This window comes from Sphingomonas bacterium (genome assembly GCF_028292945.1).
Lineage (GTDB): Bacteria > Pseudomonadota > Alphaproteobacteria > Sphingomonadales > Sphingomonadaceae > Sphingomonas.
Window position 1 is genome coordinate 1 of the sequence record NZ_JAQGLJ010000018.1, and the last position, 21,432, is coordinate 21,432.

Below are 21,432 nucleotides of genomic sequence, written 5' to 3' on the forward strand. Positions count from 1 at the left end.
AGCAGCGCCTGATTGGCGTGGATTTCCTCCGCCGCCATCGCCCGCATGTCGGCGTCGCCATCCTGCGTCATGTATTGCAGGCTGTCCGCCTCCTGCCGCAGCCGCCGCACTTCGGCGGCCGCTTCGGCGACCGGCTCCAGCTCGGCATATTCCTTGGACACCTGCACGAAGCGCTCGCCCGACAGGTCCCCCGTCGCCATCAACGCCTGAAGTTCGTCGTGCCGCGCCTCGATCTGCCGTATGCGGTCGGGGGAGATGGTGGTCATTCGTCAGCCATCTCGATGTTGCCGATGATTCCCAAGCGCTTTCCTCCAACGCTCACAGCGTCGGGAGGGCCACCGATTTTGTTGGAGAATGTCAGCGCGCGCACCACATCGAACACGTCCATTCCGCTTTCACGATCTTCGCCGACGACCATCTGCTCGCCCGACTTGAGGTGTTTCAACTCAAGCTCTCCTCGGGACCACCGATCGACATCAACAAAGACGACCGCGTCCACTCCTTGCGCGTTGGCGCGCTGAAGCCGCTTTTTCATACTGCCTTTGAACGCGGTCTCTGCCCTGACGTGATTACGTCGAAGCTTGGCTGCGACCTCCGCAGCGGCAAGCTCTGCATCGGCGTTCACGGGCAGCACGGCCACCGTGCCTTCGATATTCATCTCCCAAGGCTCGCGCGCTAACATCGCCAGCCGCTCCACCCCGGCGGCCCAGCCCACGCCCGGCGTCTCAGGCCCACCGAGCGAGCCGATCAGCCCGTCGTACCTGCCGCCCGCCAGCACCGTCCCCTGTGCGCCGAGCCGGTCGGTGACGAACTCGAACGCGGTGTGCCGGTAGTAATCCAGCCCCCGCACCAGTCGCGGATTGCGGGTCCACTTCACCCCCGCCGCGTCCAGTCCCGCCGTCACCGCGTCGAAGAACGCGCGCGCCTCCGACGTCAGGAACGCGTCGATGTCGGGCGCGGAGTCCGCCGCCGGGCGGTCGCGCGGGTCCTTGGAATCGAGGATGCGGAGCGGGTTCTTCTCCAGCCGCGCGATGCTCTCGTCCGACAGCTCGCCGCGCCGGCCCTCGAAATGCGCCACCAGCGCCGCGCGCCAGGCGTCGCGTGTTTCGGCATCTCCGAGGGTGTTGAGTTGCAGCGTCACGCCCTCGATGCCCAGCTCGCTCAGCAACTGGTCCGCCAGCACCAGCAGCTCGACGTCCGCCGCCGGCTCGGCCGCGCCGATCACCTCGGCGTCGATCTGGTGGAACTGGCGGAACCGACCCTTTTGCGGGCGCTCGTAGCGGAACACCGGGCCGCTGGTCGCCAGCTTCATCGGTGCATGCTGCTGCCATCCATTGCTGATGTAGGCGCGCGCGATGCCAGCGGTGAACTCGGGCCGCAGCGTCAGCGAGTCTCCGCCGCGATCGGGAAAGCTATACATCTCCTTTGACACAACATCCGTCGTCTCGCCGATCGAGCGCGCGAATACCTCCGTCGCCTCGAACACCGGCACGTCGATACGCTGGAAACAATAGAGAGCACGCACCCGCTCGAAGCTCGCCAGCACATGCGCGAACCGGCGCTGCTCCTCGAAGGCGATGTCCTGGGTGCCGCGCACGCGTTGAGGTGTCTTGCTCATGAAGCGCGCGTCTCTAAGCGAGCAACAGCCAAGCGGCAAATTGCGCCGCGCCTTCCCTTCGCGCGGCCCTTCGGCTAAGGGCAGCGCGCCTTCTCACATGAAAGACGTTGTTTGGCCAAGGAAGAACTGCTCGAGATGCGTGGCCGCGTGGTGGAGTTGCTCCCCAACGCGATGTTCCGCGTGCAGCTCGAGAACAATCACGAGATTCTCGGCCACACCGCTGGCAAGATGCGCAAGAACCGCATCCGCGTGCTGACCGGCGACGAGGTGCTCGTCGAATTGACGCCGTACGACCTGACCAAGGGCCGTATAACCTACCGGTTCATGCCGGGCCGCGGCGGTCCGGGGCCGCAATAGGCCTTCCGTCATGCCGGCTGCAGCCGGCATCCATCGCGCCTCAAGCGCAGCGCCCCGGGGAGAGTTGGATCTCGGCTCGAGGCCGAGGTGACGAAAAATGAACATCGTCCTCGCCTCCTCCTCCCCGCGTCGCCTCCAGCTGCTCGCGCGGCTAGGGATTACCCCCGGGCGCATTGTCTCCCCAGCGATCGACGAGACCCCGCTCAAGACCGAGGTCCCCCGCGCCTACGCACTCCGACTCGCCATCGCGAAAGCGCAGGCCGTGACGCGCGAACCTGGCGAGATCGTGCTCGCGGGCGACACCACCGTGGCGCTCGGCCGCCGTATCCTGCCGCCCGCCGACACGCCCGACCTGCAGCGCGAACTGCTCGGCAAACTGTCTGGCCGCCGCCATCACGTCCTCTCCGCCGTGTGCGTCATCGATGCCGCCGGGACCGCGCGCACCCGGCTCGCCGACACGGTCGTCGCGTTCAAGCCGCTCTCGCCCGCCGAGATCGACGCCTATGTTGCCGGTGGCGAGGGGCTGGGCAAGGCGGGCGGCTATGCCGTGCAGGGCTATGCCGAGGCGTTCGTTCGTTTCCTGTCGGGTTCGCATTCCGGCGTGATCGGGCTCCCGCTGTTCGAGACCCGTGCGCTGCTGAAGACGGCCGGGCTGCCGCTTGCCTGAGTGGCTGTATGAGGCCGGCATCGGCGAGAACCGCGCCGCCCTGGTCGCGGACGGGCAGATAGTTGAGGCGGCGATCGAGCTGGACGGCCTGCGCGTCGGCCATATCGCCCGCGCCCGCCTGATCGAGCGCGCCATCGTGCGCCTCGACAGCGGTGAAGAGGCGCAACTCACCGGCGCGCCGGGCGGAGCAGCCCAAGGTTCCAGCGATGCGCAGCGTCGTTGGAAGGGCTGCGGAGGGGTGGCGGAGGGCGGCATGCTCACCGTGGCGATCACGCGCGAGGCCATTCCGGAGCCGGGTCGTGTCAAGCCGCCCCGCGCGGTCGCCACCGATGCGGCTCCGATGCCCGGTCCCGACCTGCTCGCGCGAATCACCGCGACGGGCCTGCCGGTCCGCCATGCGACAGCGCACGGGGCGGACACGCTGGAAGCGGCCGGGTGGACCGAGCTGCTCGAGGAGGCCGCGCACGGTGACATTCCTTTCACCGGCGGCGCGCTGCGGATGACGCCGACGCCCGCCATGACGCTGTTCGACGTCGACGGCAGCGCGCCGTTGGAGCCGCTGGCCGTGCGCGCGGCGGCGGCGGTGGCGCTCGCGATCCGGCGCCACGGCATCGGCGGATCGATCGGGATCGACTTTCCGACGTTGGGCGGCAAGGCGGCGCGCATGGCCGTCGCGACCGCGCTCGACGCCCACCTGCCGCCACCGTTCGAGCGCACCGCGGTCAATGGCTTCGGCTTCCTGCAGATCGTCCGGCCGCGCCCGCGCGCGTCTTTGCCCGAGCAGCTCCGCGCCGACCCGGTCGCCGCCGCCGCCCGTGCGACGCTGCGTCGGCTGGAACGCGAGCCCGGCCCGACCCACCGCCATCGTCTACCGCCGGCCGTGCTGGCCTATCTGCTTGCCCGCCCCCACTGGCTTGCCGAGCTGGCGCGGCGTACCGGTCGTCATCCCGATCTCGAGAGCGCCTGATGCCCGCCCCCACCTGCCCGATCTGCGACAAGCCGGTGCGCCCCGAGCATCAACCCTTCTGCTCGCGCGGCTGTCGCGACCGCGATCTGCTGAAATGGCTGTCGGACGGCTACAGCGTTCCAGTGAACCCCGCCGAAGAGGAAGACGGGCTGGACAGCCCGGACCCGCGCCCCTAAGGCCGCGCTTCGATCGTTCACGACGGTCAGCCCTGGTAGCTCAGTGGTAGAGCAGACGACTGAAAATCGTCGTGTCGGTGGTTCGACTCCGCCCCGGGGCACCACCGCGCAGGCTGGCCGCATTTAGCCGAGCTAAATGCGGACTCAGCCAAGCGCGGCCGGCGCAAAGCGACTGGCGAGTCACGGGTCTGGCCCGTGACCGCCCCTCGCCGCATCCTTCTTCACAGAGGGTCTGACGACAGCCTCGTTGGCGGGCTCGTTTGATCAACATTGCACATTCTCCACGGCACCCGACCCGCCCGCAAACGTTAGGCATCGAGCAGTGGTGGAGCGCCTCATGTCAGAAACATCTAGTCGATCACCCAACGCGGCGACGCTGAGCCTGGTAGCCGCGACAGGCGCGCTCGCCGGCTGGTGGTGGCAGAGCCGCAGCCGCGAAGCCGCGGTGGAGGAGCGCACCCGCGTCCGACTGCGCGCGTGGAGCATGCGGTGATGCGCATCCACCATCTCAACTGCGGCACCTGCTGTCCGGCCGGTGGGCGACTGTTCGACGGGCGCAGCGACGCAGCGCAGGGCGTGCTGGTGTGCCATTGCCTGCTGATCGAGACGGATCGCGGGCTGGTCCTGATCGACACCGGCTTTGGCGCCAAGGATGTCGATCACCCATCCCTGCGCCTGTCGCCCTTCTTCCTCGGCCTGAATATTCCGCAGCTGCGCGCGGCGGAGACAGCGGTGGCGCAGGTTCGCGCACTGGGCTTCGACCCCGCCGACGTGCGGCACATCGTCGTGACGCACCTCGATTTTGACCATGCCGGCGGGCTGGAGGACTTTCCCAATGCCACCGTTCACGTCACCGCGCGGGAAAGGGAGGTGGCGGATCAGGGGAATGGCGGCGCGTTCGTGGGCACCCGGCGGTATCGGCCCCAACAGTGGAACGAGGTGGAGAACTGGCAGCTCTATCCGCTCGGCGGCGGCGAGCCCTGGTTCGGGTTCGATTCCGTGCGCGATCTCAAAGGTCTGCCGCCGGAAATACTGCTGGTGCCGCTGGCGGGACACACGTGGGGCCATAGCGGCGTCGCGGTCCAGGAGGACGGCGGCAAATGGCTGTTCTACGCTTCCGATGCCTATTTCTATCGCGGCGAGATCGGCAGTGAGGACTATGAATGCCCGCCCGGCCTGCGTGGCTATCAGCGGCTGATGAACGTCGATGCGGCGGCGCGCCTCGCGAACCAGCGGCGCGTTCGCGAGTTGTCACTGACCCACGGCGACAAGGTACGCATTTTCTGCGCGCATGATGTCGTGGAGTTCGAACTGTTGAGCGGGCGTCGCTATGATGCGCCGGCGAGTCGGACTGCGCTGGCGGAGCACGGCCGCTGAGCTAGGCGTCGCGGCAAAGCCGCGCCGTGACGTCGAACGGGAGCGCTGCGCTTCCCGCCGGCCGAGCTGGCGCGTCTCGTCCGCAGCTACGCTGGGGCGTGCGCGCTGGCGCTAGACCTTGGCGGCGTAGATCATCCGGCCTTCGCCCATCCGGCGAAACACCTCGGCCAGCTCGCTCTCGCCGACGGCGAAGCAGCCCTGGCTGCGACCCAGCATGCCGTGGGTGCGGAGCATCGAGGCATTGGCGTACCACGCCGAATGGACCACGATCGCGCGCTGCAAGGCCTGATCGTTGGTCGGGTCGAGCCCGATCAGCCGCTGCGAATGACCATGCTTGCCGGTATAATAGCTAGAGGTCAGGAAGGCGCCCTCTGACGAGGCGTTGGAGCCTTCCTGATTGGAAAAGCGCTGCAGCCACCCGGTGTGACGCGGGTCGGAGCCGCTGCCGTGCGACACCAGGAACGACTTGGACTGGCCGCCCTCGAGATCGATGAGGTGGAAGCGCGGCTGCGCGGACGGGGCGGCGAAATCGGCGATGGCGACGCGGTCGCGCCGGACGCGCGAGCCCTGCCGGTCGAGCGATGCCAGCGCGCGGCGCAGCAGCTCGGGCCGAACCACCTTGGACGAGGTCCGCGGCGCGGCGAAAGGCCGCGGTGAAGGCAGCGGGGGCTGCGACTGTGGCACCAGCTGACCCTGGGTGAGCTTCTGCAGCGACGCCGATACCGCGCTCGGCACCGCCATCGCGCCCGCAAGCACCAGACCGTTCTTCACCACCGCACGACGGCCATGGCTAGAGTTCAGCACATCCAGCATCGACAAAAGCTCCCAACCGCAACGAATATATAGCAGGACCAAGGTGAACTTTCTGTAGCGATTTCGAGAGCTTGCGGCATTCCGCGCTCCATTCGGCGCGCGCGGGAAACGACTGGGCGCAGCAGGTCGGTGAACCTGATCCAGGTTTGTGCGTTCAGAGCGGGTCAGAGGAGTTCAGCGTATGTCAAGCGTAAAGTGGTCGACCGCGCTCGTCGCGGCCGTGCTGGTCGGGTTCGCGTCGCCTTCATGGGCGAAGGGTGATGACTCGATCACGGTCGAGGTTGCAGCTGCATCGCTCTCTCCCAACGAATTCGTCTGGAACGACGTTGCGACCACCGATCCGGTGCGCGTCGTGATCAACGTCGCCGAGCAGCGCGCCTATGTCTATCGCGGCGAAGTGCTGGTCGCGGCCACGACCGTTTCGACGGGCAAGTCGGGCAAAGACACGCCGTCGGGCACCTTCACGATCTTGCAGAAGAAGATCGACCACCGCTCCAATCTCTACGACGACGCGCCGATGCCGTTCATGCAACGGCTGACCTGGGACGGCGTCGCCATCCATGCCGGCAAGAACCCCGGCTTTCCCGCGTCGCACGGCTGCGTCCGCGTGCCGCTCGCCTTTGCCAAGAAGCTGTACGGCATAACGTCGGTGGGTACGACGGTGACCGTGGTGGGCGCGGATGGCGAGATCGCGCCGCTGGTCTATGATGGGTCGGGCACGAGCCGTGAAACCGCCAAGGCGAACAAGTCGGGCCTGCAGCTGGCGCTGAACTAGACCATGATCCAACGCCGCTGAATGGGCCTTCCCCGACGGAAGTCGGGGGTCCAGTCGGCCGCACCGCGGACTGGACCCCGGCTTCCGCCGGGGAGGCGTCTCAGCCAGGTTGAATCATACTCCAGTCCGTCGCCGCCGAAAGCTGCCCCGTGCGACCAGCAGACCTAGCGCCAGCAGCACCAGCGGCGTTGCCCAGAGCAGCCCGGTCGCAGCCGAGAAGGGCGGATCGTAGCTGACGTAATCGCCATAGCGTGCGATCAGCCAGCGCCGCACCGCCTCGGGCCGTTCGCCCTTCTCGATGCGGTCGCGCACCAGCCGGCGCATGTCACCGGCCATGTCGGCATCGGAGTCGGCGATCGATTGGCCCTGACACACCAGGCACCGCAGCGTCTCCATCAGCGCGCGCGCCGATCGCTCCCGCGCCGGATCGCGCAGTTGCGTGTGCGCAAGATCAGGGCTCGCGGCGAGCAGCAGCAAGGCGAGCGACGCGCTCATGGCCGCACCCCCGCCATGGCGGCGAGCACGGCCACGTCCTCCGCGCGGATGTCGCCGATGTGCTGGTGCAGGATGACCCCGCTCGCGTCGATCACGAACGTCTCGGGCACCCCCGACGAGCCGAGCAGCAGTTGCACCTGCCCGCCCTTGTCGTCGCCGATGCGCTGGTACGGATCGCCATGACGTCGCAGGAAGTCGGCCACCGCCGGGGCGGTGTCGCGGACCGCAATCGCGTCCACCGCCACCCCCATATCCTTGAGGCGCAGCAATTGCGGCGCCTCGGCGATGCACGGCAGGCACCAGCTCGCGAACACGTTGAGGAGCCGTGGCCCACCGGCGAACCCGGCCGTGGTCGTGCCCGCGCGGCCCGGCAACAGCGGCGGCAAGGCGAAGCCCGGCAGCCGCTGCCCGACCAGCGCGGAACGCACGGTGCGGTCCGCGGGCTTCCACAGCCCCGCCGCCACCATCGCCAGCAGGCCGAGGAACACCAGCAGCGGGATCCAGAGTAGCGGCCGCCTCACGCGAACACCGGCCGCGGCGCCACCCGTCGCTCGCGCCGCCAGCGACCGACCAACGACAGCAATCCGCCCAGCGCGATCAGCGCGCCGCCGAACCAGATCAGCGTCACGAACGGCTTCCACCACAGCCGCAGCTGCCAGCGCCCGTCCGGCGCCTGCTGCCCCAGCACGGTGTAGAGCTGGCCGTCCCAGCTGGTCAGGATGGCGGATTCGCTGGTGGTGGTCGGCGGATCGGAGAAGGTCCGCTGCTGCGGCAACAGCACGTTGGTATCGTCGCCCCGGGTCGCGTCGAGCCGCGCCTGCAACGCCGACCAATTCTCGCCGATAACGGGAGAGATGCCGCGCAACGTGACTTGGTACGGCCCGACCGTCGCCGGCTCGCCCACGCGGGCGGCGACCAGCCGCTCGACGGTGAACGACGCGTCGCTGGCCATCCCCGCAAGGCTGACTGCGATGCCGAGATGCGCAACGACCATGCCCCAGGTGAACAGGGGCGTGCGGCGCAGGTCGCGGCCCCACAGCGGTGCGACGCTCGCCACCGCCAGCCCGATCGCGAGCGCCAGTCCGGCGAGCGGCAGCCACCCCATGCTCGTGCCCGCGACCAGCAGCGCCGCCGACAGGGCCGCCGCCGCCAGCGGCCATGTCACGCGCGCCAGCGCCGCTTGCGCCCGGTCGCGCCGCCAGCGCAGCAGCGGTCCGATCGCCATGACCATGACCAGCAGCAACGCGACCCATCCCGTGGCCTTGTTGAAGAAGGGCGGGCCGACCGACAGCTGCACGCCGAAACCCGCCGCCGCCAGCGGGTACAGCGTCCCGATCAGCACCACGCCGAGGATGACGCACAGGAGCAGGTTGTTGACCACCAGCGCGCCCTCGCGGCTGACCGGCTCGAACACCGCCCCTGCCCGCACTGCGCCGATCCTTGAGGCGAACAGCGCCAGCGCGCCGCCGATATATAGCGCCAGCAGAGCCAGGATGAACGCGCCCCGCTCCGGATCGACGGCAAAGGCGTGCACGCTGGTGAGGATACCCGACCGGACCAGGAACGTGCCCAGCATCGACATCGAGAACGCCACCACCGCCAGCATCACGGTCCAGGCCCGCAGGCCGTCGCGGGTCGCCAGCACGCTCACCGAATGGAGCAGCGCGGTGGCCGCCAGCCACGGCATCAGCGAGGCGTTCTCGACCGGGTCCCAGAACCACCACCCGCCCCAGCCGAGCTCGTAGTATGCCCAATAGCTTCCCGCCGTGATGCCCAGCGTCAGCATCACCCACGCGCCCAGCACCCACGGTCGCATAGCGCGCGCGAACGCCGGCCCGACATCGCGCGTGACGAGCGCGCCGACCGCGAAGGAAAAGGCGACGCTCAGCCCGACATAGCCCGCGTAGAGCGTCGGCGGATGGAACGCCAAGCCGGGGTCCTGCAGCAGCGGGTTCAGCCCCTGCCCGTCCGCCGGCGCGGTGGTCAGGCGGGCGAACGGGTTGGAGGCGAACAGCAGGAAGGCATAAAAGCCCAGCGCGATCAGCGCCTGCGCGCCCAAGGTGGCAATCAGCGTCCGCTCCGCCAGCCGCCGCTCCAGCAACGCCACCGCGCTGCCCGCCAGCCCCAGGATGGTTACCCACAGCAGCATCGATCCTTCGTGGTTCCCCCACGCGCCCGCGACCTTGTAGATCCACGGCTTCGCAGAATGGCTGTTCGTGGCGACCAGCTGGACGCTCATGTCGGACTGCGTGAAGACGACGAGCAGCAACAGCATGGCGAGCGCGACAAGCGCCCCCTGCACCGCTGCGACCGGACGCACGGCAGCCGCGAGTTGCTCGGCTGCGCTTTCTTCCCGCGTTCGCCCTGAGCTTGTCGAAGGGCCTCCTCCTCCACTCTCGAGCGCAGGCTGACCTTCGACAAGCTCAGGCCGAACGGAGAAGCGTGTTGTTCGCAGGGCCAACCCGGCCAGCACGAGCTGCAACACGGCCAGCGCTGCGGCCAGCCACAGTGCCGCGAGGCCCGCCTCGGCGATCATCGCTCCAGCGTCTTCGTCTCGTGCAGCGCGCCCTTCACCTGCGGCGGCATGTACTTCTCGTCATGCTTGGCCAGCAGTTCGGACGCGACGAAGCTGCCGTCGGGGCGGAATTGCCCCTCCGCCACCACGCCCGATCGCTCGCGGAACAGGTCCGGGACGATGCCGGCGAAGGTGACGGGCGTGGTCGCCTGGCCGTCGGTCACCGTGAACCGCACCGTCACCCCGTCGGGTGCGCGCGCGATCGAGTTCGCCGCGACCATCCCGCCCAGCCGCACTGCCCGGCCCAGCGGCAGCCCCTGCGCCCGCGCGTCGGAGGGCGAGTAGAAGAATGCCGCCTGATCCTTCAGTGCCGAAAGCGCGAGCAGCGCCGCCGCGACCACCGCCGCCACGGCGAGCAGAACCAGCGTCAGCCGCTGATGCTTCGCCTTCACCGGTCGCTCCCGGGTTGTTCGGCCCGGCGCATGGCCAGCCAGCTCGCTAGCGTCAACGCGCCCGCCCCGCCGAGCATCACCGTGTAGGCGGCGATCACGAACGTCCACTGGCTCATCCGCGCGCCATCCGCCGCAGCCGGGCCTCGCTGCGCGCCCGCGCGAGCAGCGTGCGCATCCGCATCATCACCACGCCCATGAACAGCAGCGTGAAACCCGCCACCGTTAGCCGCAGCGGCCACAGGATGGTCTCGTCGATGCTCGATTGGGTCAGGCCGATGCTGGCGCCCTGGTGTAGCGAATTCCACCACACCACCGAATAGCGGATGATCGGCAGCAGCACCGTGCCCGCGATGCCGAACACCGCCGGCACGCGCCCGTCGCCGCCGCGCTCGGCATCGGCCCGCGCCAAGGCGATGTAGCCCGCATAAATGAAGAACAGCAGCAGCATGGACGTCAACCGCCCGTCCCATTGCCACCAGGTCCCCCAGGTCGGCCGTCCCCAAATCGATCCTGTGAGGAGGCACAGGCCCGCGAACACCATCCCCGGCACCGCAAAGGCGCGCGCGGCGATCGCGGCGAGCGGGTGGCGCCAGACGAGCAGCGCGATGCTCGACCCCGCAATCCCGCTCCACCCGGCAAGGCCGAGCCATGCCGCCGGGACATGGATGTACATGATGCGCACCGTCTCGCCCTGCAGATAGTCGGGCGGCGTCCGCGTCAGCCCTGCCCAGCACCCAACGGCGATCAGGGCGAGCCCCGTCCAGACCAGCACCGGCGTCAGCGGCCGGGCGATCTTCAGGAAGCGAGCGGGGTTGGCGAGGGCATGAAGCGCGGGCACGGTCGCCAGCGCAGATAGGCGCAAATGCCTGGTCCGTCACCCCCGGGGTGCGCCGGTATTAGGCATCGCTAGACCCTAATCATGGCTCCACCGTCCAGACGGAACACCAGTGCCGCATGTTCGACCAGGATCGGGCGGTGCGCGATCACGACCCGCGTGATCGACAACCCCGCCAGCATCTCGCCGATCGCGCGCTCGTTCTCCTCGTCGAGGTTGGCGGTGCCCTCGTCCAGGAACAGCGCGTCGGGATTGCGGTACAGCGCGCGCGCCAGCATGATACGCTGGCGTTGCCCCGACGAGAGCGCCGCACCCATGTCGCCGACCAGGCTCTGGTACCCCATTGGCATCGCCGTGACGGTGTCGTGGATGCGCGCCATGTGGGAGGCGTCTTCGATGAGCTGTTGATCGGGATGGGGATCGAAGAAGGCGATGTTGTCGGCGAGCGTGCCGGTCAGCAGGTGATCGTCCTGCAACACCGCGCCCAGGCGTGCGCGCCATGCCGCGGTGTTGGCCGGGGTAAGCGGCTGCCCGTCGATCAGCAATTTGCCCGAGGTCGGAACGAGCAGTCCCAGCAGGATGCGCATCAGCGTCGTCTTGCCGGCACCCGACGGTCCGGTGATGGCCGCGAATTCACCGGCGGGGATGTGGAAGTCGCAGTCCTTCAGAATCGCGGGATCGTTGGGCGAGTAGGCGAAGCTCAGCTTCTCGGCGCGGATATCGGGCGGCGGCAGCGCGCCACGCCGCGGCGCCGCAGCGGCGACGTTCTCGCGCGGGTGCGCCACAATGTCGCTGAGCCGTTCCAGATGGATCGAGAGCAGCCGGTAGTTCTCGCCGTGGTCGACCAGCGACGTGGCGCTCGAGATGAAGCTTGCGCGATACGCTAGGAAGGCCACCAGTGTGCCGACGGTCATGTCGTTGCCGATGACGGCGCGCGCGGCGAGATAGACGGTCAGCAACAGCCCGAGCCCGAACAACAGCACTTCCACCAGACGCGTACCGATCTTGTAGATCTGCTCGTGATAATCCGCCGACACCACCTGCGCGTACCGGTTGCGCCAGCCGTTCTCGCGCATTGCCTCGTGGACGTGCAGCTTGATCGACCGGATCGCGCGGATGCTTTCCATGAGGAACGTCTCCTCACCGGCGCGCGCGATGATCTCCTCCTCGGTCCGGCGGCGGAGTGCCGGGTACATGAGGGTGCGGAATATCAGATACAGCACCACCGTCGCGACCGTCAGCAGCGCGAGCTGGACGTTGAGCAGCGCCATCACCACCAGCGTGGTCAGCGCCAGGATCGCGTCGATGGCCGCGTTGACGAAGCCCGTGGTCAGCAACGACTGGATAGGCTGGGTCGAACCGAACCGCGACAGCAGATCGCCGACATGGCGCGATTCGAAATAGCTCATTGGCAGGCGGAGCAGGTGGCGGATCACATTCCCGCCCAGCTGAAAGGCGATCGACTGGCCCAGCGTCAGCACCACCCAGGATCGCAGCGCCGCGAGCGCGCCGTTCAGGACCTGCACGACCGCGAACCCGGCAAGCAGCAGACCGAGCAGGTTCAGATCGCTCTGCCCGATCGCTTCGTCGATCGTGAGCTGCATGAAGAACGGCAGGATCAGCGTGGTGAGCTGCAGCAGCAGCGACAGCGCGAAGACCTGCGCCAATGCGGCCCGATACCCCGACAGCCGGCTCCACAGATCGCTGAGCCTGGTGGTCACGCGCGCGTCGACCGACTTGAAATCGGGTGACGGCGTGAGTTCGAGGGCCACGCCGGTGAAATGCCGGCTGAGCTTTTGCAGACCCATGGTGCGGCGGCCGGACGCCGGGTCGAGGATCGTCGCGGTGCGACCCTTCAGCGCCTCCAGCACGACGAAATGATTCAGATCCCAGTGCAGCATCGCGGGCAGCTGCAACTGCCCGAGTTCGTCCAGGTCCAGTCGCAGCGCGCGAGGCGCCAGCTCCAGTTCGGAAGCGACCGCCACCAGCTCGCTGATCGTCGCGCCCTTCATCGACCCCGGAAAGCGCCGCCGCAGTCCGCCGACGTTGACCCGGTGACCATGATGGGCGGCGATCATGGCGACACACGTCAGCCCGCACTCGGCGCCTTCCGACTGCAGCATCGGCTGCATGCGACGGTGCCAGGGTCCCTCGAAACTCATGAGCGCATCGCCCGCAGGACCGGATCGAGGAACACTTCCCACAGCGCGCGACGCTCAAGCAGGAGGCTCGCGGACAAGGTCATCCCGGCGCGCAGCGGACGATCGGCGGCGGGTTCGTCGATCGCGACGCGGATCCGGAATACGGGCTCGGTGATGCCGAGCCCAGGCTCCAGCGCGGCGGCTTCGGTGGGCACGCTGGCAATCGCCGTGACCGTGCCCCGGCTCGCACCATATTTCTGATAGGGGAAGGCATCGAACAGCAGGCGGACCTGCTGGCCCGGCCGGACGAAGCCGATCGCACGCGACGGTGCGAACAGCTGCACCTCGGCCCTCCCGCCGCGCGGCAGAACCGTGACCAATGAGCTGTCGGGTCCCGCCCGAAGCCCCACGCGCGCGGAGACGTCGCCGACCGTGCCCGAGACGGGGGCGGTGAGGACCAGACGATCCTGCCGGAGCAACGCAGCGCGCTGTTCGGCGAGCGCGCCACGGCGGAGCGCGATCTCCGACACCGATTGGTTCGCAGCGATGCGACGAACCGCGACGCGATTGTCGATCGCCCGCAACGCCTCGCGCTGCGCGATCAGCCGTTCGGTCACGCCTTCCAGATCGAGCCGGCGGGCGAGCAGGCCAGCGCGGCTTTCCTCGACCTGACGCTGCGTGCCCGCACCCTGTTTAGACAGCCGGATGCTGCGGCGCGCGTCCGATTCGGCGAGCGCGATCTGATCCGTGCCGAGCGCCAATTGCCGCTCCAGCGAGGCGATGGTGGACTCCAGCCCTGCCCTTTGTTCCTGCATCCCGCCGGACTCGGCCGAGCCGAGCGCGGTGGCGAGCGCCTGTTGACGGGCAAGCTCCTGATCCTGCCGCCACAATTCGCCGAGCTGGGTCGCGACCCCTTCGCCACCGCCCGCGCTGCCCTGCGTCATGGCGACAGTGACGAGCGGTGCCCCGGCGGCGACTTGCTGCCCCTCCGTGACGTGCACCATCCGCACCGCCGCGACCGCCGGCGGGTAGACGCGCGCGATTCCGGATGCCTGTGCGACCAGACCACGTACCTGCGCCTTGCTGTCATAGCGGCCAAACAGGAGCAGCAGGATCAGCGCGCCGACCACCGCAGCCAAAAGCGCCGTGTAGATCCGCGAGCCTGGTGGTACAGCGGCGACCACCGTCCCGGTAAGCCGGTCCCGTCGCGCCTCGATCACCTCGTCGCGGAAGAGTTTGGTCGCCATACTCGTCGGCGCTAACGCCCAAGGCTCAAAGCAAGGTTAAGGCCGCGGAAGTCATCTTCACGCGCAGGTTTGCCCATCCTTAACTCGCCCGCGCTAGGCCGGCCGCTATGAGTGCGCCGATCCGTACGTTCCTGCTGGGCCTGGCTGCGGTCGCCGGCTGTGCGCCGCATGTCCAGACGCCGGCCGCCGTGCCCGTGACGGCAGCGCGCTGGCGCGATGCATCGCCCGATACGGGAGCGCCCGATACGGGAGCGCCCGATACGGGAGCGCTGGTCACCACCTGGCGGGCATTCGGGTCACCCGAACTCCTGGAACTCCTTGCCCGAGCCCGAGCACGCAATGCCGATCTCGCGATCGCGACGGCGCGCCTCGTTCAGGCGCGCGGCCAACTTGGCTTGGCCCGCGCCGCCGGCCGCCCGACGCTTTCCGGCGCGGTGGATGCGGGGCTCGGCCGGACCGGTCGAACGGGCTTTCGCGCCGACGACCGAACCGTCGGCCTGAACATCGCCTACGACGTCGATCTCTTTGGGCAGGCCCGCGCGGGCAAACGGGCGGCGCGAGCCCGGCTGGCGGCATCCACCTTCGATCGCGAAGCCACGATGCTGGTCGTTGAAGCCGAGGTCGCGCGTGCCTTTATCGAGCATGCGGGCCTGGGCGCCCGCCTGCGGCTGCTTGCGCAGGGGCTGACCAACGCACGCGAGCTGGACCGCATCATCGGGGTGCGGGTGCGCGAGGGCGCCGCCACGCGCGTCGAATCCGGGCTGCAACGCATCGAAGTCCGGCGCATCGAAGCCGAAATCTCCAGGCTTGAGGAGGCGCAGGCGCGGACCCGCAACGGACTGGCCGTGCTGGTGGGAGACGAAGCGCCCAGCTTCGCGATGCCCGCGACACGGTGGGAAAGCCTGCATCCGCCCGCGATCTCCGCGGCGCAGCCCGCAACTCTGCTCGTTCGCCGACCCGACATCCGCGCGGCCGAGGCGAGGATCGCCGCTGCGGCGGGGGATGTCTCGGAGGCGCGCGCCGCCTTCCTTCCGTCGCTTCGCCTCGCGATGGGAGCGGTCCTCGAGACCGGGCCGCTCGGCGTCGCGCTGTCCGCGATCACGGGGCTGGTTGCCCCCATTTTCGATGGCGGTCGCCGGCGCGGGCAGCTCGACACCGCCACCGGAGTCCAGCTCGAAACCGTTGAACAATATCGCCGAGGACTTCTGGTTGCGCTCGGCGAAGCGGAGAACGCGCTGGCCGGTGTCGCTCAATCCGCCCGGCGTTCAGCGCTTCTGAACGAATCGGTCACGGTTGCGCGTGAGACCGCCCGCCTGGCCCGCAGCCAATATGTCGAGGGCGCCGCCGACCTGCAGGTAGTGCTCGACGCCCAGCGCGGCGCGCTAGACTTCGCCGAAGCCGCCGTTGTGGCGCGTCAGGACCGGCTCATCTCGGCCATCGACCTGTACCGCGCGCTGGGTGGTCACCCTTCTTCAGCCCTGTGAGATCCGCCATGAATCAGCCCTTGCCGCAGTCCGCCCCTGCTCCGTTCACCTTTCGCGTGAACCCCAAGCTCGACTTGCCGGCGCTAGCCGCGATCTACGTTGCCGCCGGTCGCGTGCGAATCGGCAACTTCCTGAGTCCGGAGGGGCTGCCCGAGTTCTACGATGATCTGGAAGCTCGCGACGACTGGTGGCACCTCATGCGCACGCGCGACGGTGTGCTCGAATTGGATGGCGCGGCAAAGGCGGCGATGACGGACGAACGTCGCGCGGAGTTAGACGCGGAAGTGCTCACGCTGGCGCGCACTCAGTTCCAGTACCGCTATGAAGGCGTGCGCGTTCCCGACCACGACGCGACCGATACGAACGATCCGCTCACCGCCTTTGCCGAACTGATGTCGAGCGAGCCGATGCTGGAGCTGTTGCGTGCGATCACGGGGGCGACGGCGCTGTCGTTCACCGATGGTCAGGCGACTGCTTATGGGCCGGGAGATTTCCTGACCTGCCATGACGACGATGTCGCGGGCAAGAACCGGCTCGCCGCTTACGTCTACGGCCTGACGCCGGGCTGGCGGGTCGATTACGGCGGCGTGCTGCTCTTTCACGAGCAGGACGGATCTCACATCGCGGGTCATGTTCCGCGCTTCAACACGCTTGACCTGTTCGCCGTGCCGCAGCTGCACAGCGTGTCGATGGTAACACCTGCGGCGCCCCATCGGCGGTATGCGGTGACCGGATGGTTGCGGGCGGGCGATCGCTGAACGCCGTATCGCAGCAGCTGATCTGGACCGCAATTAGAGAGAGTAATATGACCGGCGCGGCGCTGCCAGCGCCGATCATGACATCGACGCTTAGCGAACCTGGCTGAAGTCCTTGTCGCCGGGAGTGTCGCCCGAACCGCCCGGTGCGGCGAGGTTGGGAGCGTCCGAGCCGTTGCCGAAGCCATTGTTGCCCTTGCCGCGCTTGGTCTTGGTCTTGGTCTGGGGGCATTCGCACGAAGGCGCGGTGGGCGAATCGCCGGTGCCGCTAACCATGCTCAGCTCGACCAGTTCAAGATAGCGCATCGAAGATCTCCGTTGGGTACCAAGTAATCGGCCGTCCGAGTCGACCGCTTTTCAATACTCCACGTGGCTAAGCCGGTCCGGAGAGTTCGGACCATAGCTGAAATCTAAGCGTCCCTGCTTGGGTCAAACTGCCCAACCGTAACGATTGCATGGATTGATGGTTAATCTAGCCAGCGAGCTCACATACTTTCTGCCGATGGCGCCGGCACCGCGACGCAATCCCGGGCGGGGATGCGACCGCTAGCCATGGCCATGCTGCGCACCGATGCCGATTGCTCGGCCAGCGGTCGCGATCGGTGCGACCAGTGTCGCCGTTGAGCGTTGAGCGCTGAGCGACCGAAACTGGAGAGAGCAATGACCGACCCGACTAGAGCCGACATCTCCTTGGACAGTCTGAGCGAACTGCCGATACAACCTACCGGCTCCGGCGTGGCGGATCTTGAGATCGCGTATGAGCAAATGAAGTTGGCTGAGGACGCCGGCTCCCCTCCTGGGAACGCCGATATGACGGGCCAGCTTGCCGCCGGCGATCAAAGCCGGGCGCAGTTGCCACCAGGCGAGATCGAGGTCGAGAGCGCAGCACACCCGAGCTGACCAGGAGATGGCCTCGTCTCGGGTGCGCCTGGACGTGCCGGACTGCGCAAAGCGGACCTTTGCCCGTGCCGTCGCCATGTTCCTGTTCCTGATCAGGAGCCACAAATAGCGGAGCCACCGCTGGTTCGGGACTGCCGATCATTGTGCTCACGCACGAGCAGCGTGCGCGGCTGCTGTAATCGAGACTCCGGCAACACGCAGTACAACCGCCGGCATGGCGCAGGCGCCGGAAACGCCGGCCCGGCAAGTCTCAGCTGCGGGTTCAAGACTATCGGAGCTTCGCGCCGCCCGGCGCCAATGAGCGTCGAGCCTTGGCAACTTCATCGTGGTAAAGCCAGGCAGCGGCGCGCGCTCAGCATGAAATGGTGAATACCTTTGTGAAGTTCAGGGGGTGTTCGGCCCCGTCTCGAATCTAGACGGCTTTAACGATTTAGCCATTGTTCCAACCCGTGGGACCGTTCACATTGGACTACACGTACAGGCTGCCATGGCGGGGTTGCTAGATGAAACAGGATCATGCGCGCGAGGTTGCTGGCGCGGCCACGGTATCGACCGGCAAAGTGTCTCAGGAGGAACCCGCCGCTGCGTCGGTCATGGGGCGGGACATCCTGGTAACGGGCAACATCGAAGCCACGGTCGATCTGATGATCGAAGGACGGGTGATCGGCGACGTAACCTGCGCGACGCTGGTTCTGGGTCAGGACAGCTCGATCAACGGCAGTATCCGTGCCGAGCGGGTACGCGTGTCCGGCACGGTCGAAGGGGCTGTCGACACCGTGGATCTGGCCATCGAGGGAAACGCGAAGGTCAAGGGCGACATCACGTACACGCGATTGCGGATCGCGACGGGAGCAGTGATCGAGGGCACGCTGATCCATAGGCCGGGTCCGCCGGAAGAGGGTGCCGAGACCAAGCTGAAACTTGTCGAACCGCCGCAGCCCGCACCGCCGAAGCCCACAGCGCCGCCGCGGTATTTCGAGTAACCCGGCCGATTGCTTGGCGCGCCCGCCGCCGTCCACCCGTGCCCTGAGCGGTAGAGATCAAGCATTTGTCCGTGTCACAAGAGCCTTATACCGAACTCGCTGAGCTGGCTGACCGGGCATGTTCGGGCGGTGTGCCGGGACGGGAGAGCGCGCAGCGCCATGCCGCCGGCCGACGGGTTCTTCTTCAGGAAGCCAATCGTGACGCGCTACCCGGGTTCATCGTCCAATGCGTGTCGATGCATCGGTTTGTCGATTTCATCACCTTGTTTCATCCAAACGTTCAGGAGCGGCGTAACTTCTTGTCGCAACAACTTTCCAGCTATCATCCCCGGGCAAAGCTGCCGGGCGTTGCGGACATCTTCAGCGCACCGCTATGAGCCGCGCTAACTTGCCCGACCCGCAGAGAAGAGCGTCGCTGCTATGCGAACTGGGGCGGCACTCGCCAGGCCCGCTGCCGATCTGGAACAATGGCTATTATTTCTCTGCTTGCAGGCGCTGTGGGCGCGACATCGTGCGACCGTTCCAGGGCCGCTGGCAAACGCCCAGAGGGTACCAGGTAGTCTGGCAGCGAGACCGTCCTGCTTCCGAGACAATACCCGTGCTCGCGAAAGGGGGCGATACTGCCGCAACGCCCGACCAGGAGGCGTCGCCCATCGTCCTGCCCGACGAGGATGACTCCTCGGCACCTCCTGCTGATCCCGTGTCTCCCGTGACCGTCGCAGACGAACCCGTCGCTGATGCCACAGATGCGACTGCGGACGCGCTGCCTTCAACCGAGCCCGCCTCCCCAGCAACTCCTCATGATGAGCTTGCAGCGGCAACGACCGTCAGCCCGGCGGCGCGAAGATCGACCATTCCCGATTTCATGAACGAACGGTCGCCTCTCGTCGCCGAGAGGACGCCGGCGACAGCCCCCACACATGGCGACAGCGACCGCCTCGTGCTCAATGTGGGCGCCCGCGAGGTCGACATTAACAGCATCGCCAGCTTTGCCAGCAAGTTCAGCCCGCTACGACGGACCACGGACCCGACTGGCGGCAGGCATCTCGGCAGTGACCTCCGGACCCTTGCCGGGATCACCATCGCCGTCCTTCTTGCCCTGCTGGCTTATCAATGGCTGACCGGGACGGGTCCGGTCTCGCCATCGAACAGGCAGCCTGAGCTTTACCGTATTCCAACCACTGTCACCGCTCCCTCGCGCAACGGGGACTCGCGACCGTCCTCGGAGATCGCCGGCACCGGTTCGGCGTCGCCGTCGGAGGGAACACCGTCTCCATCGTTGCCACCACTCCCCCAGCGCGAGGTTGCAAGCGAGCCCTCCACTTCGCGCGGCGGTTCAGAATCCGCGACCAGCGCATCAACAAGGCAGGTCGTGACGGCGAGCGTGCTCAACTGCCGCAAGTCACCGGCTCCTGGCGCACCGGTCAGCATGAAAATGCTTCGCGGTGTGGAGGTCAGTTCCTTGCGACGTCGCGGCGACTGGACCTATGTCCTGAGGCGCGGCAATCGGTGCTGGGTGAAGACCGAGCTGCTAGGGCGGTAAATCGCGACGCCTGGTGGCTGCTGCGGATGAAGCGGATCGTCACCTCTTGTTCCCGCCTTTTCGGGCGCGGGACCGGCGAACCGCAGCGGTGCTGCTGTTCGCCGCATCTTCCCCGGCGAGCTTGCGCCACCGCTCGACGCGGTCGGGATCAAGCGTTCCTTGGGCCATCGCCGCATGGACGGCGCATCCGGGTTCGTCGACATGGGTGCAGTTCGCGAACCGACACTCGAGCGTCACCGCCGTGACATCGTCGAACACCTCCGTCACGCCGTAGGCGACCTCGGACATCTGAAGCTCGCGCATGCCGGGCGTGTCCACCAGCCAGCCGCCGCCGGCGAGGCGATGCATCTCCCGGACGCTCGTGGTGTGCCGGCCCTTGCCGTCGTCCGCGCGAACGGCCTGTGTGGCGATGCTGTTCGATTCTCGCAGCGTGTTGATGAGGGTCGACTTTCCGACGCCGGACGATCCGACCAGCGCGACTGTCTGTCCGAATCCGCAATACCCCGCGAGGCGAGCGGCACGGGCCGGATCTCGACCGTCGACCATTTCCACCTGCAACCCCGACTGGAGCACGCGCGCCGCGTCGAGCAGGCGCTCGGGATCGGGCGAGAGGTCGGCCTTTGTGAGGACGAGCACCGGCCGGACGCCCGTCTCCTGCGCGAGCACGAGGTAGCGTTCGATGCGAGCAATGTTGAAGTCCTGGTTGCACGACGTGACGACGAACAGCGTGTCCACGTTCGCGGCGATGAGCTGAACCCGGCGGTCGTCGCCTGGAGCTGGCCGCTTGAACAGGCTCGTCCGGTCGAGGACGCGCACCAGATTTCGGGTGTTCCGTTCGATCAGCAGCCAGTCGCCGACGGTGGCTCGGTCCTCCGCCCCCTTTTGCGCGGGCAAGCTGGTCGAAACCGCCCCCTCGAACCCTTCGCCGGAGACGTTCACGCTGCCCCGATGAACAGACATGACGCGGACCGGCTGCAAGTCGCGCCTATGGGCGGCGGAGACCTGCTCGCTAAAGAATGAGCTCCAGCCAAGCTGTGCCAGAGTGTGGTTCAACGGTTCCATCGTGCGCACCGAAGCTAGCGCCCGCCGGATTGATCCCCATCGGGCGTTTCCTGCTCGGCGGCTCGCTTCTCCGCCTTGGCTTGCGCCTTTTTCGCGGACTCCGCCGCCTTGGCCCGTTCGCGCTCGCGGCGCTCAAAATCGTAATTCGGTTTGCGTGGCATGCCCGTCGCTCCGGAAAGTCGGCGTGAGGCTCAAGCGGAATGCTCGACCTCAGGACCATCGCTCGCGGCTACACTGGTCTGCCTTTCGCGCCTAGGCTTGCGGCAAGGT

At 67.5% G+C, this 21,432-nt stretch carries 26 protein-coding genes and 1 tRNA gene; 14 read left to right on the forward strand and 13 right to left on the reverse strand.

Translation table 11 applies throughout. The features are described 5' to 3' along the window. Both JWN21_RS02405 and hisS read right to left on the reverse strand, forming a co-directional pair. On the reverse strand, positions 1-266 hold a 266-nt coding region (locus tag JWN21_RS02405; protein WP_299645848.1), incomplete at its 3' end, for a PCRF domain-containing protein. Beyond that, positions 263-1,618 carry a histidine--tRNA ligase gene (gene hisS / locus JWN21_RS02410; RefSeq protein ID WP_299645850.1) on the reverse strand — a complete coding sequence of 452 codons (1,356 nt, stop codon included), beginning with the start codon at positions 1,616-1,618 and terminating at the stop codon, positions 263-265. The genes hisS and JWN21_RS02405, both read right to left, overlap by 4 nt. A 111-nt stretch (positions 1,619-1,729) precedes the next feature. On the opposite strand from hisS, the gene infA reads away from it, so the two are divergent. The 7 genes from infA to JWN21_RS02445 all read left to right on the forward strand — a co-directional run bounded on the left by infA (position 1,730) and on the right by JWN21_RS02445 (position 5,162). Continuing rightward, on the forward strand, positions 1,730-1,975 hold the full coding sequence (infA, locus tag JWN21_RS02415) for a translation initiation factor IF-1 (protein WP_299645852.1): 246 nt from the start codon (positions 1,730-1,732) through the stop codon (positions 1,973-1,975). Positions 1,976-2,072: 97 nt separating this feature from the next. Then, positions 2,073-2,642, forward strand: coding sequence for a nucleoside triphosphate pyrophosphatase (locus tag JWN21_RS02420; protein ID WP_299645854.1), 570 nt, complete (start codon positions 2,073-2,075; stop codon positions 2,640-2,642). Further along, positions 2,635-3,609, forward strand: coding sequence for a ribonuclease (locus JWN21_RS02425; RefSeq protein ID WP_299645856.1), 975 nt, complete (start codon positions 2,635-2,637; stop codon positions 3,607-3,609). Before JWN21_RS02420 ends, JWN21_RS02425 begins: the two co-directional genes overlap by 8 nt. Then, complete coding sequence (locus tag JWN21_RS02430) at positions 3,609-3,785, forward strand: DNA gyrase inhibitor YacG (protein WP_299645858.1); 177 nt, start codon at positions 3,609-3,611, stop codon at positions 3,783-3,785. The genes JWN21_RS02425 and JWN21_RS02430 overlap by 1 nt, the downstream gene beginning before the upstream one ends. Positions 3,786-3,814: 29 nt before the next feature. Next, positions 3,815-3,889: transfer RNA gene (locus JWN21_RS02435), tRNA-Phe, on the forward strand. Positions 3,890-4,122: 233 nt separating this feature from the next. After that, positions 4,123-4,278, forward strand: a complete 156-nt coding sequence (locus JWN21_RS02440; RefSeq protein ID WP_299645860.1) for a hypothetical protein — start codon at positions 4,123-4,125, stop codon at positions 4,276-4,278. After that, on the forward strand, positions 4,278-5,162 hold the full coding sequence (locus JWN21_RS02445) for an MBL fold metallo-hydrolase (protein WP_299645862.1): 885 nt from the start codon (positions 4,278-4,280) through the stop codon (positions 5,160-5,162). The genes JWN21_RS02440 and JWN21_RS02445 overlap by 1 nt, the downstream gene beginning before the upstream one ends. Before the next feature lie 111 nt (positions 5,163-5,273). Here the strand turns inward: JWN21_RS02445 and JWN21_RS02450 are convergent, their stop codons facing one another. Continuing rightward, entirely contained in the window at positions 5,274-5,975 is a 702-nt protein-coding gene (locus tag JWN21_RS02450; protein ID WP_299645864.1) for a murein L,D-transpeptidase catalytic domain family protein, read from the reverse strand. Between the two features lie 181 nt (positions 5,976-6,156). On the opposite strand from JWN21_RS02450, the gene JWN21_RS02455 reads away from it, so the two are divergent. Next, complete coding sequence (locus tag JWN21_RS02455) at positions 6,157-6,750, forward strand: L,D-transpeptidase family protein (RefSeq protein ID WP_299645866.1); 594 nt, start codon at positions 6,157-6,159, stop codon at positions 6,748-6,750. 114 nt (positions 6,751-6,864) lie between these two features. Here the strand turns inward: JWN21_RS02455 and JWN21_RS02460 are convergent, their stop codons facing one another. From JWN21_RS02460 to JWN21_RS02490, 7 genes are all read right to left on the reverse strand, one after another. Beyond that, positions 6,865-7,245, reverse strand: a complete 381-nt coding sequence (locus JWN21_RS02460) for a cytochrome c-type biogenesis protein (protein WP_299645868.1) — start codon at positions 7,243-7,245, stop codon at positions 6,865-6,867. Then, positions 7,242-7,766, reverse strand: coding sequence for a redoxin family protein (locus tag JWN21_RS02465; RefSeq protein ID WP_299645870.1), 525 nt, complete (start codon positions 7,764-7,766; stop codon positions 7,242-7,244). Before JWN21_RS02465 ends, JWN21_RS02460 begins: the two co-directional genes overlap by 4 nt. Continuing rightward, positions 7,763-9,781 (reverse strand): heme lyase CcmF/NrfE family subunit, encoded by a 2,019-nt coding sequence (locus tag JWN21_RS02470; RefSeq protein ID WP_299645872.1) that lies wholly within the window; start codon positions 9,779-9,781, stop codon positions 7,763-7,765. The genes JWN21_RS02465 and JWN21_RS02470 overlap by 4 nt, the downstream gene beginning before the upstream one ends. After that, positions 9,778-10,212: a cytochrome c maturation protein CcmE gene (gene ccmE / locus JWN21_RS02475; RefSeq protein WP_299645874.1), complete on the reverse strand. Its 435-nt coding sequence runs from the start codon at positions 10,210-10,212 to the stop codon at positions 9,778-9,780. The genes JWN21_RS02470 and ccmE overlap by 4 nt, the downstream gene beginning before the upstream one ends. Before the next feature lie 112 nt (positions 10,213-10,324). Next, the gene (ccmC, locus tag JWN21_RS02480; RefSeq protein ID WP_299645898.1) at positions 10,325-11,050 is read right to left on the reverse strand and encodes a heme ABC transporter permease CcmC; all 726 of its coding nucleotides are present in this window, start codon (positions 11,048-11,050) and stop codon (positions 10,325-10,327) included. 68 nt (positions 11,051-11,118) lie between these two features. Continuing rightward, complete coding sequence (locus JWN21_RS02485) at positions 11,119-13,179, reverse strand: peptidase domain-containing ABC transporter (RefSeq protein ID WP_299645876.1); 2,061 nt, start codon at positions 13,177-13,179, stop codon at positions 11,119-11,121. A 26-nt stretch (positions 13,180-13,205) separates the two neighbouring features. Next, positions 13,206-14,435: an HlyD family efflux transporter periplasmic adaptor subunit gene (locus JWN21_RS02490; RefSeq protein ID WP_299645878.1), complete on the reverse strand. Its 1,230-nt coding sequence runs from the start codon at positions 14,433-14,435 to the stop codon at positions 13,206-13,208. A 107-nt stretch (positions 14,436-14,542) separates the two neighbouring features. On the opposite strand from JWN21_RS02490, the gene JWN21_RS02495 reads away from it, so the two are divergent. Together JWN21_RS02495 and JWN21_RS02500 are read left to right on the forward strand one after the other, a co-directional pair. Then, on the forward strand, positions 14,543-15,919 hold the full coding sequence (locus JWN21_RS02495) for an efflux transporter outer membrane subunit (protein WP_299645880.1): 1,377 nt from the start codon (positions 14,543-14,545) through the stop codon (positions 15,917-15,919). Positions 15,920-15,975: 56 nt separating this feature from the next. Further along, the gene (locus JWN21_RS02500; protein ID WP_299645882.1) at positions 15,976-16,677 is read left to right on the forward strand and encodes a 2OG-Fe(II) oxygenase family protein; all 702 of its coding nucleotides are present in this window, start codon (positions 15,976-15,978) and stop codon (positions 16,675-16,677) included. A 90-nt stretch (positions 16,678-16,767) separates the two neighbouring features. Here the strand turns inward: JWN21_RS02500 and JWN21_RS02505 are convergent, their stop codons facing one another. Beyond that, positions 16,768-16,980 (reverse strand): hypothetical protein, encoded by a 213-nt coding sequence (locus JWN21_RS02505; RefSeq protein WP_299645884.1) that lies wholly within the window; start codon positions 16,978-16,980, stop codon positions 16,768-16,770. A gap of 354 nt (positions 16,981-17,334) precedes the next feature. Here JWN21_RS02505 and JWN21_RS02510 point away from each other — a divergent pair, with 354 nt between their 5' ends. From JWN21_RS02510 to JWN21_RS02525, 4 genes are all read left to right on the forward strand, one after another. Continuing rightward, positions 17,335-17,574: a hypothetical protein gene (locus JWN21_RS02510; RefSeq protein WP_299645886.1), complete on the forward strand. Its 240-nt coding sequence runs from the start codon at positions 17,335-17,337 to the stop codon at positions 17,572-17,574. A 503-nt stretch (positions 17,575-18,077) separates the two neighbouring features. Further along, positions 18,078-18,557 carry a polymer-forming cytoskeletal protein gene (locus JWN21_RS02515; RefSeq protein WP_299645888.1) on the forward strand — a complete coding sequence of 160 codons (480 nt, stop codon included), beginning with the start codon at positions 18,078-18,080 and terminating at the stop codon, positions 18,555-18,557. Positions 18,558-18,628: 71 nt separating this feature from the next. Continuing rightward, entirely contained in the window at positions 18,629-18,934 is a 306-nt protein-coding gene (locus JWN21_RS02520) for a hypothetical protein (protein WP_299645890.1), read from the forward strand. 332 nt (positions 18,935-19,266) lie between these two features. Further along, complete coding sequence (locus JWN21_RS02525; protein ID WP_299645892.1) at positions 19,267-20,100, forward strand: hypothetical protein; 834 nt, start codon at positions 19,267-19,269, stop codon at positions 20,098-20,100. A 39-nt stretch (positions 20,101-20,139) separates the two neighbouring features. On the opposite strand, the gene rsgA is transcribed toward JWN21_RS02525, so the two are convergent. Beyond that, on the reverse strand, positions 20,140-21,060 hold the full coding sequence (gene rsgA, locus JWN21_RS02530; protein ID WP_367182899.1) for a ribosome small subunit-dependent GTPase A: 921 nt from the start codon (positions 21,058-21,060) through the stop codon (positions 20,140-20,142). Between the two features lie 116 nt (positions 21,061-21,176). Continuing rightward, a complete protein-coding gene (locus tag JWN21_RS02535) occupies positions 21,177-21,323 on the reverse strand; it encodes a hypothetical protein (protein WP_299645896.1) in 147 nt (48 codons plus the stop codon). Positions 21,324-21,432 lie beyond the last annotated feature (109 nt).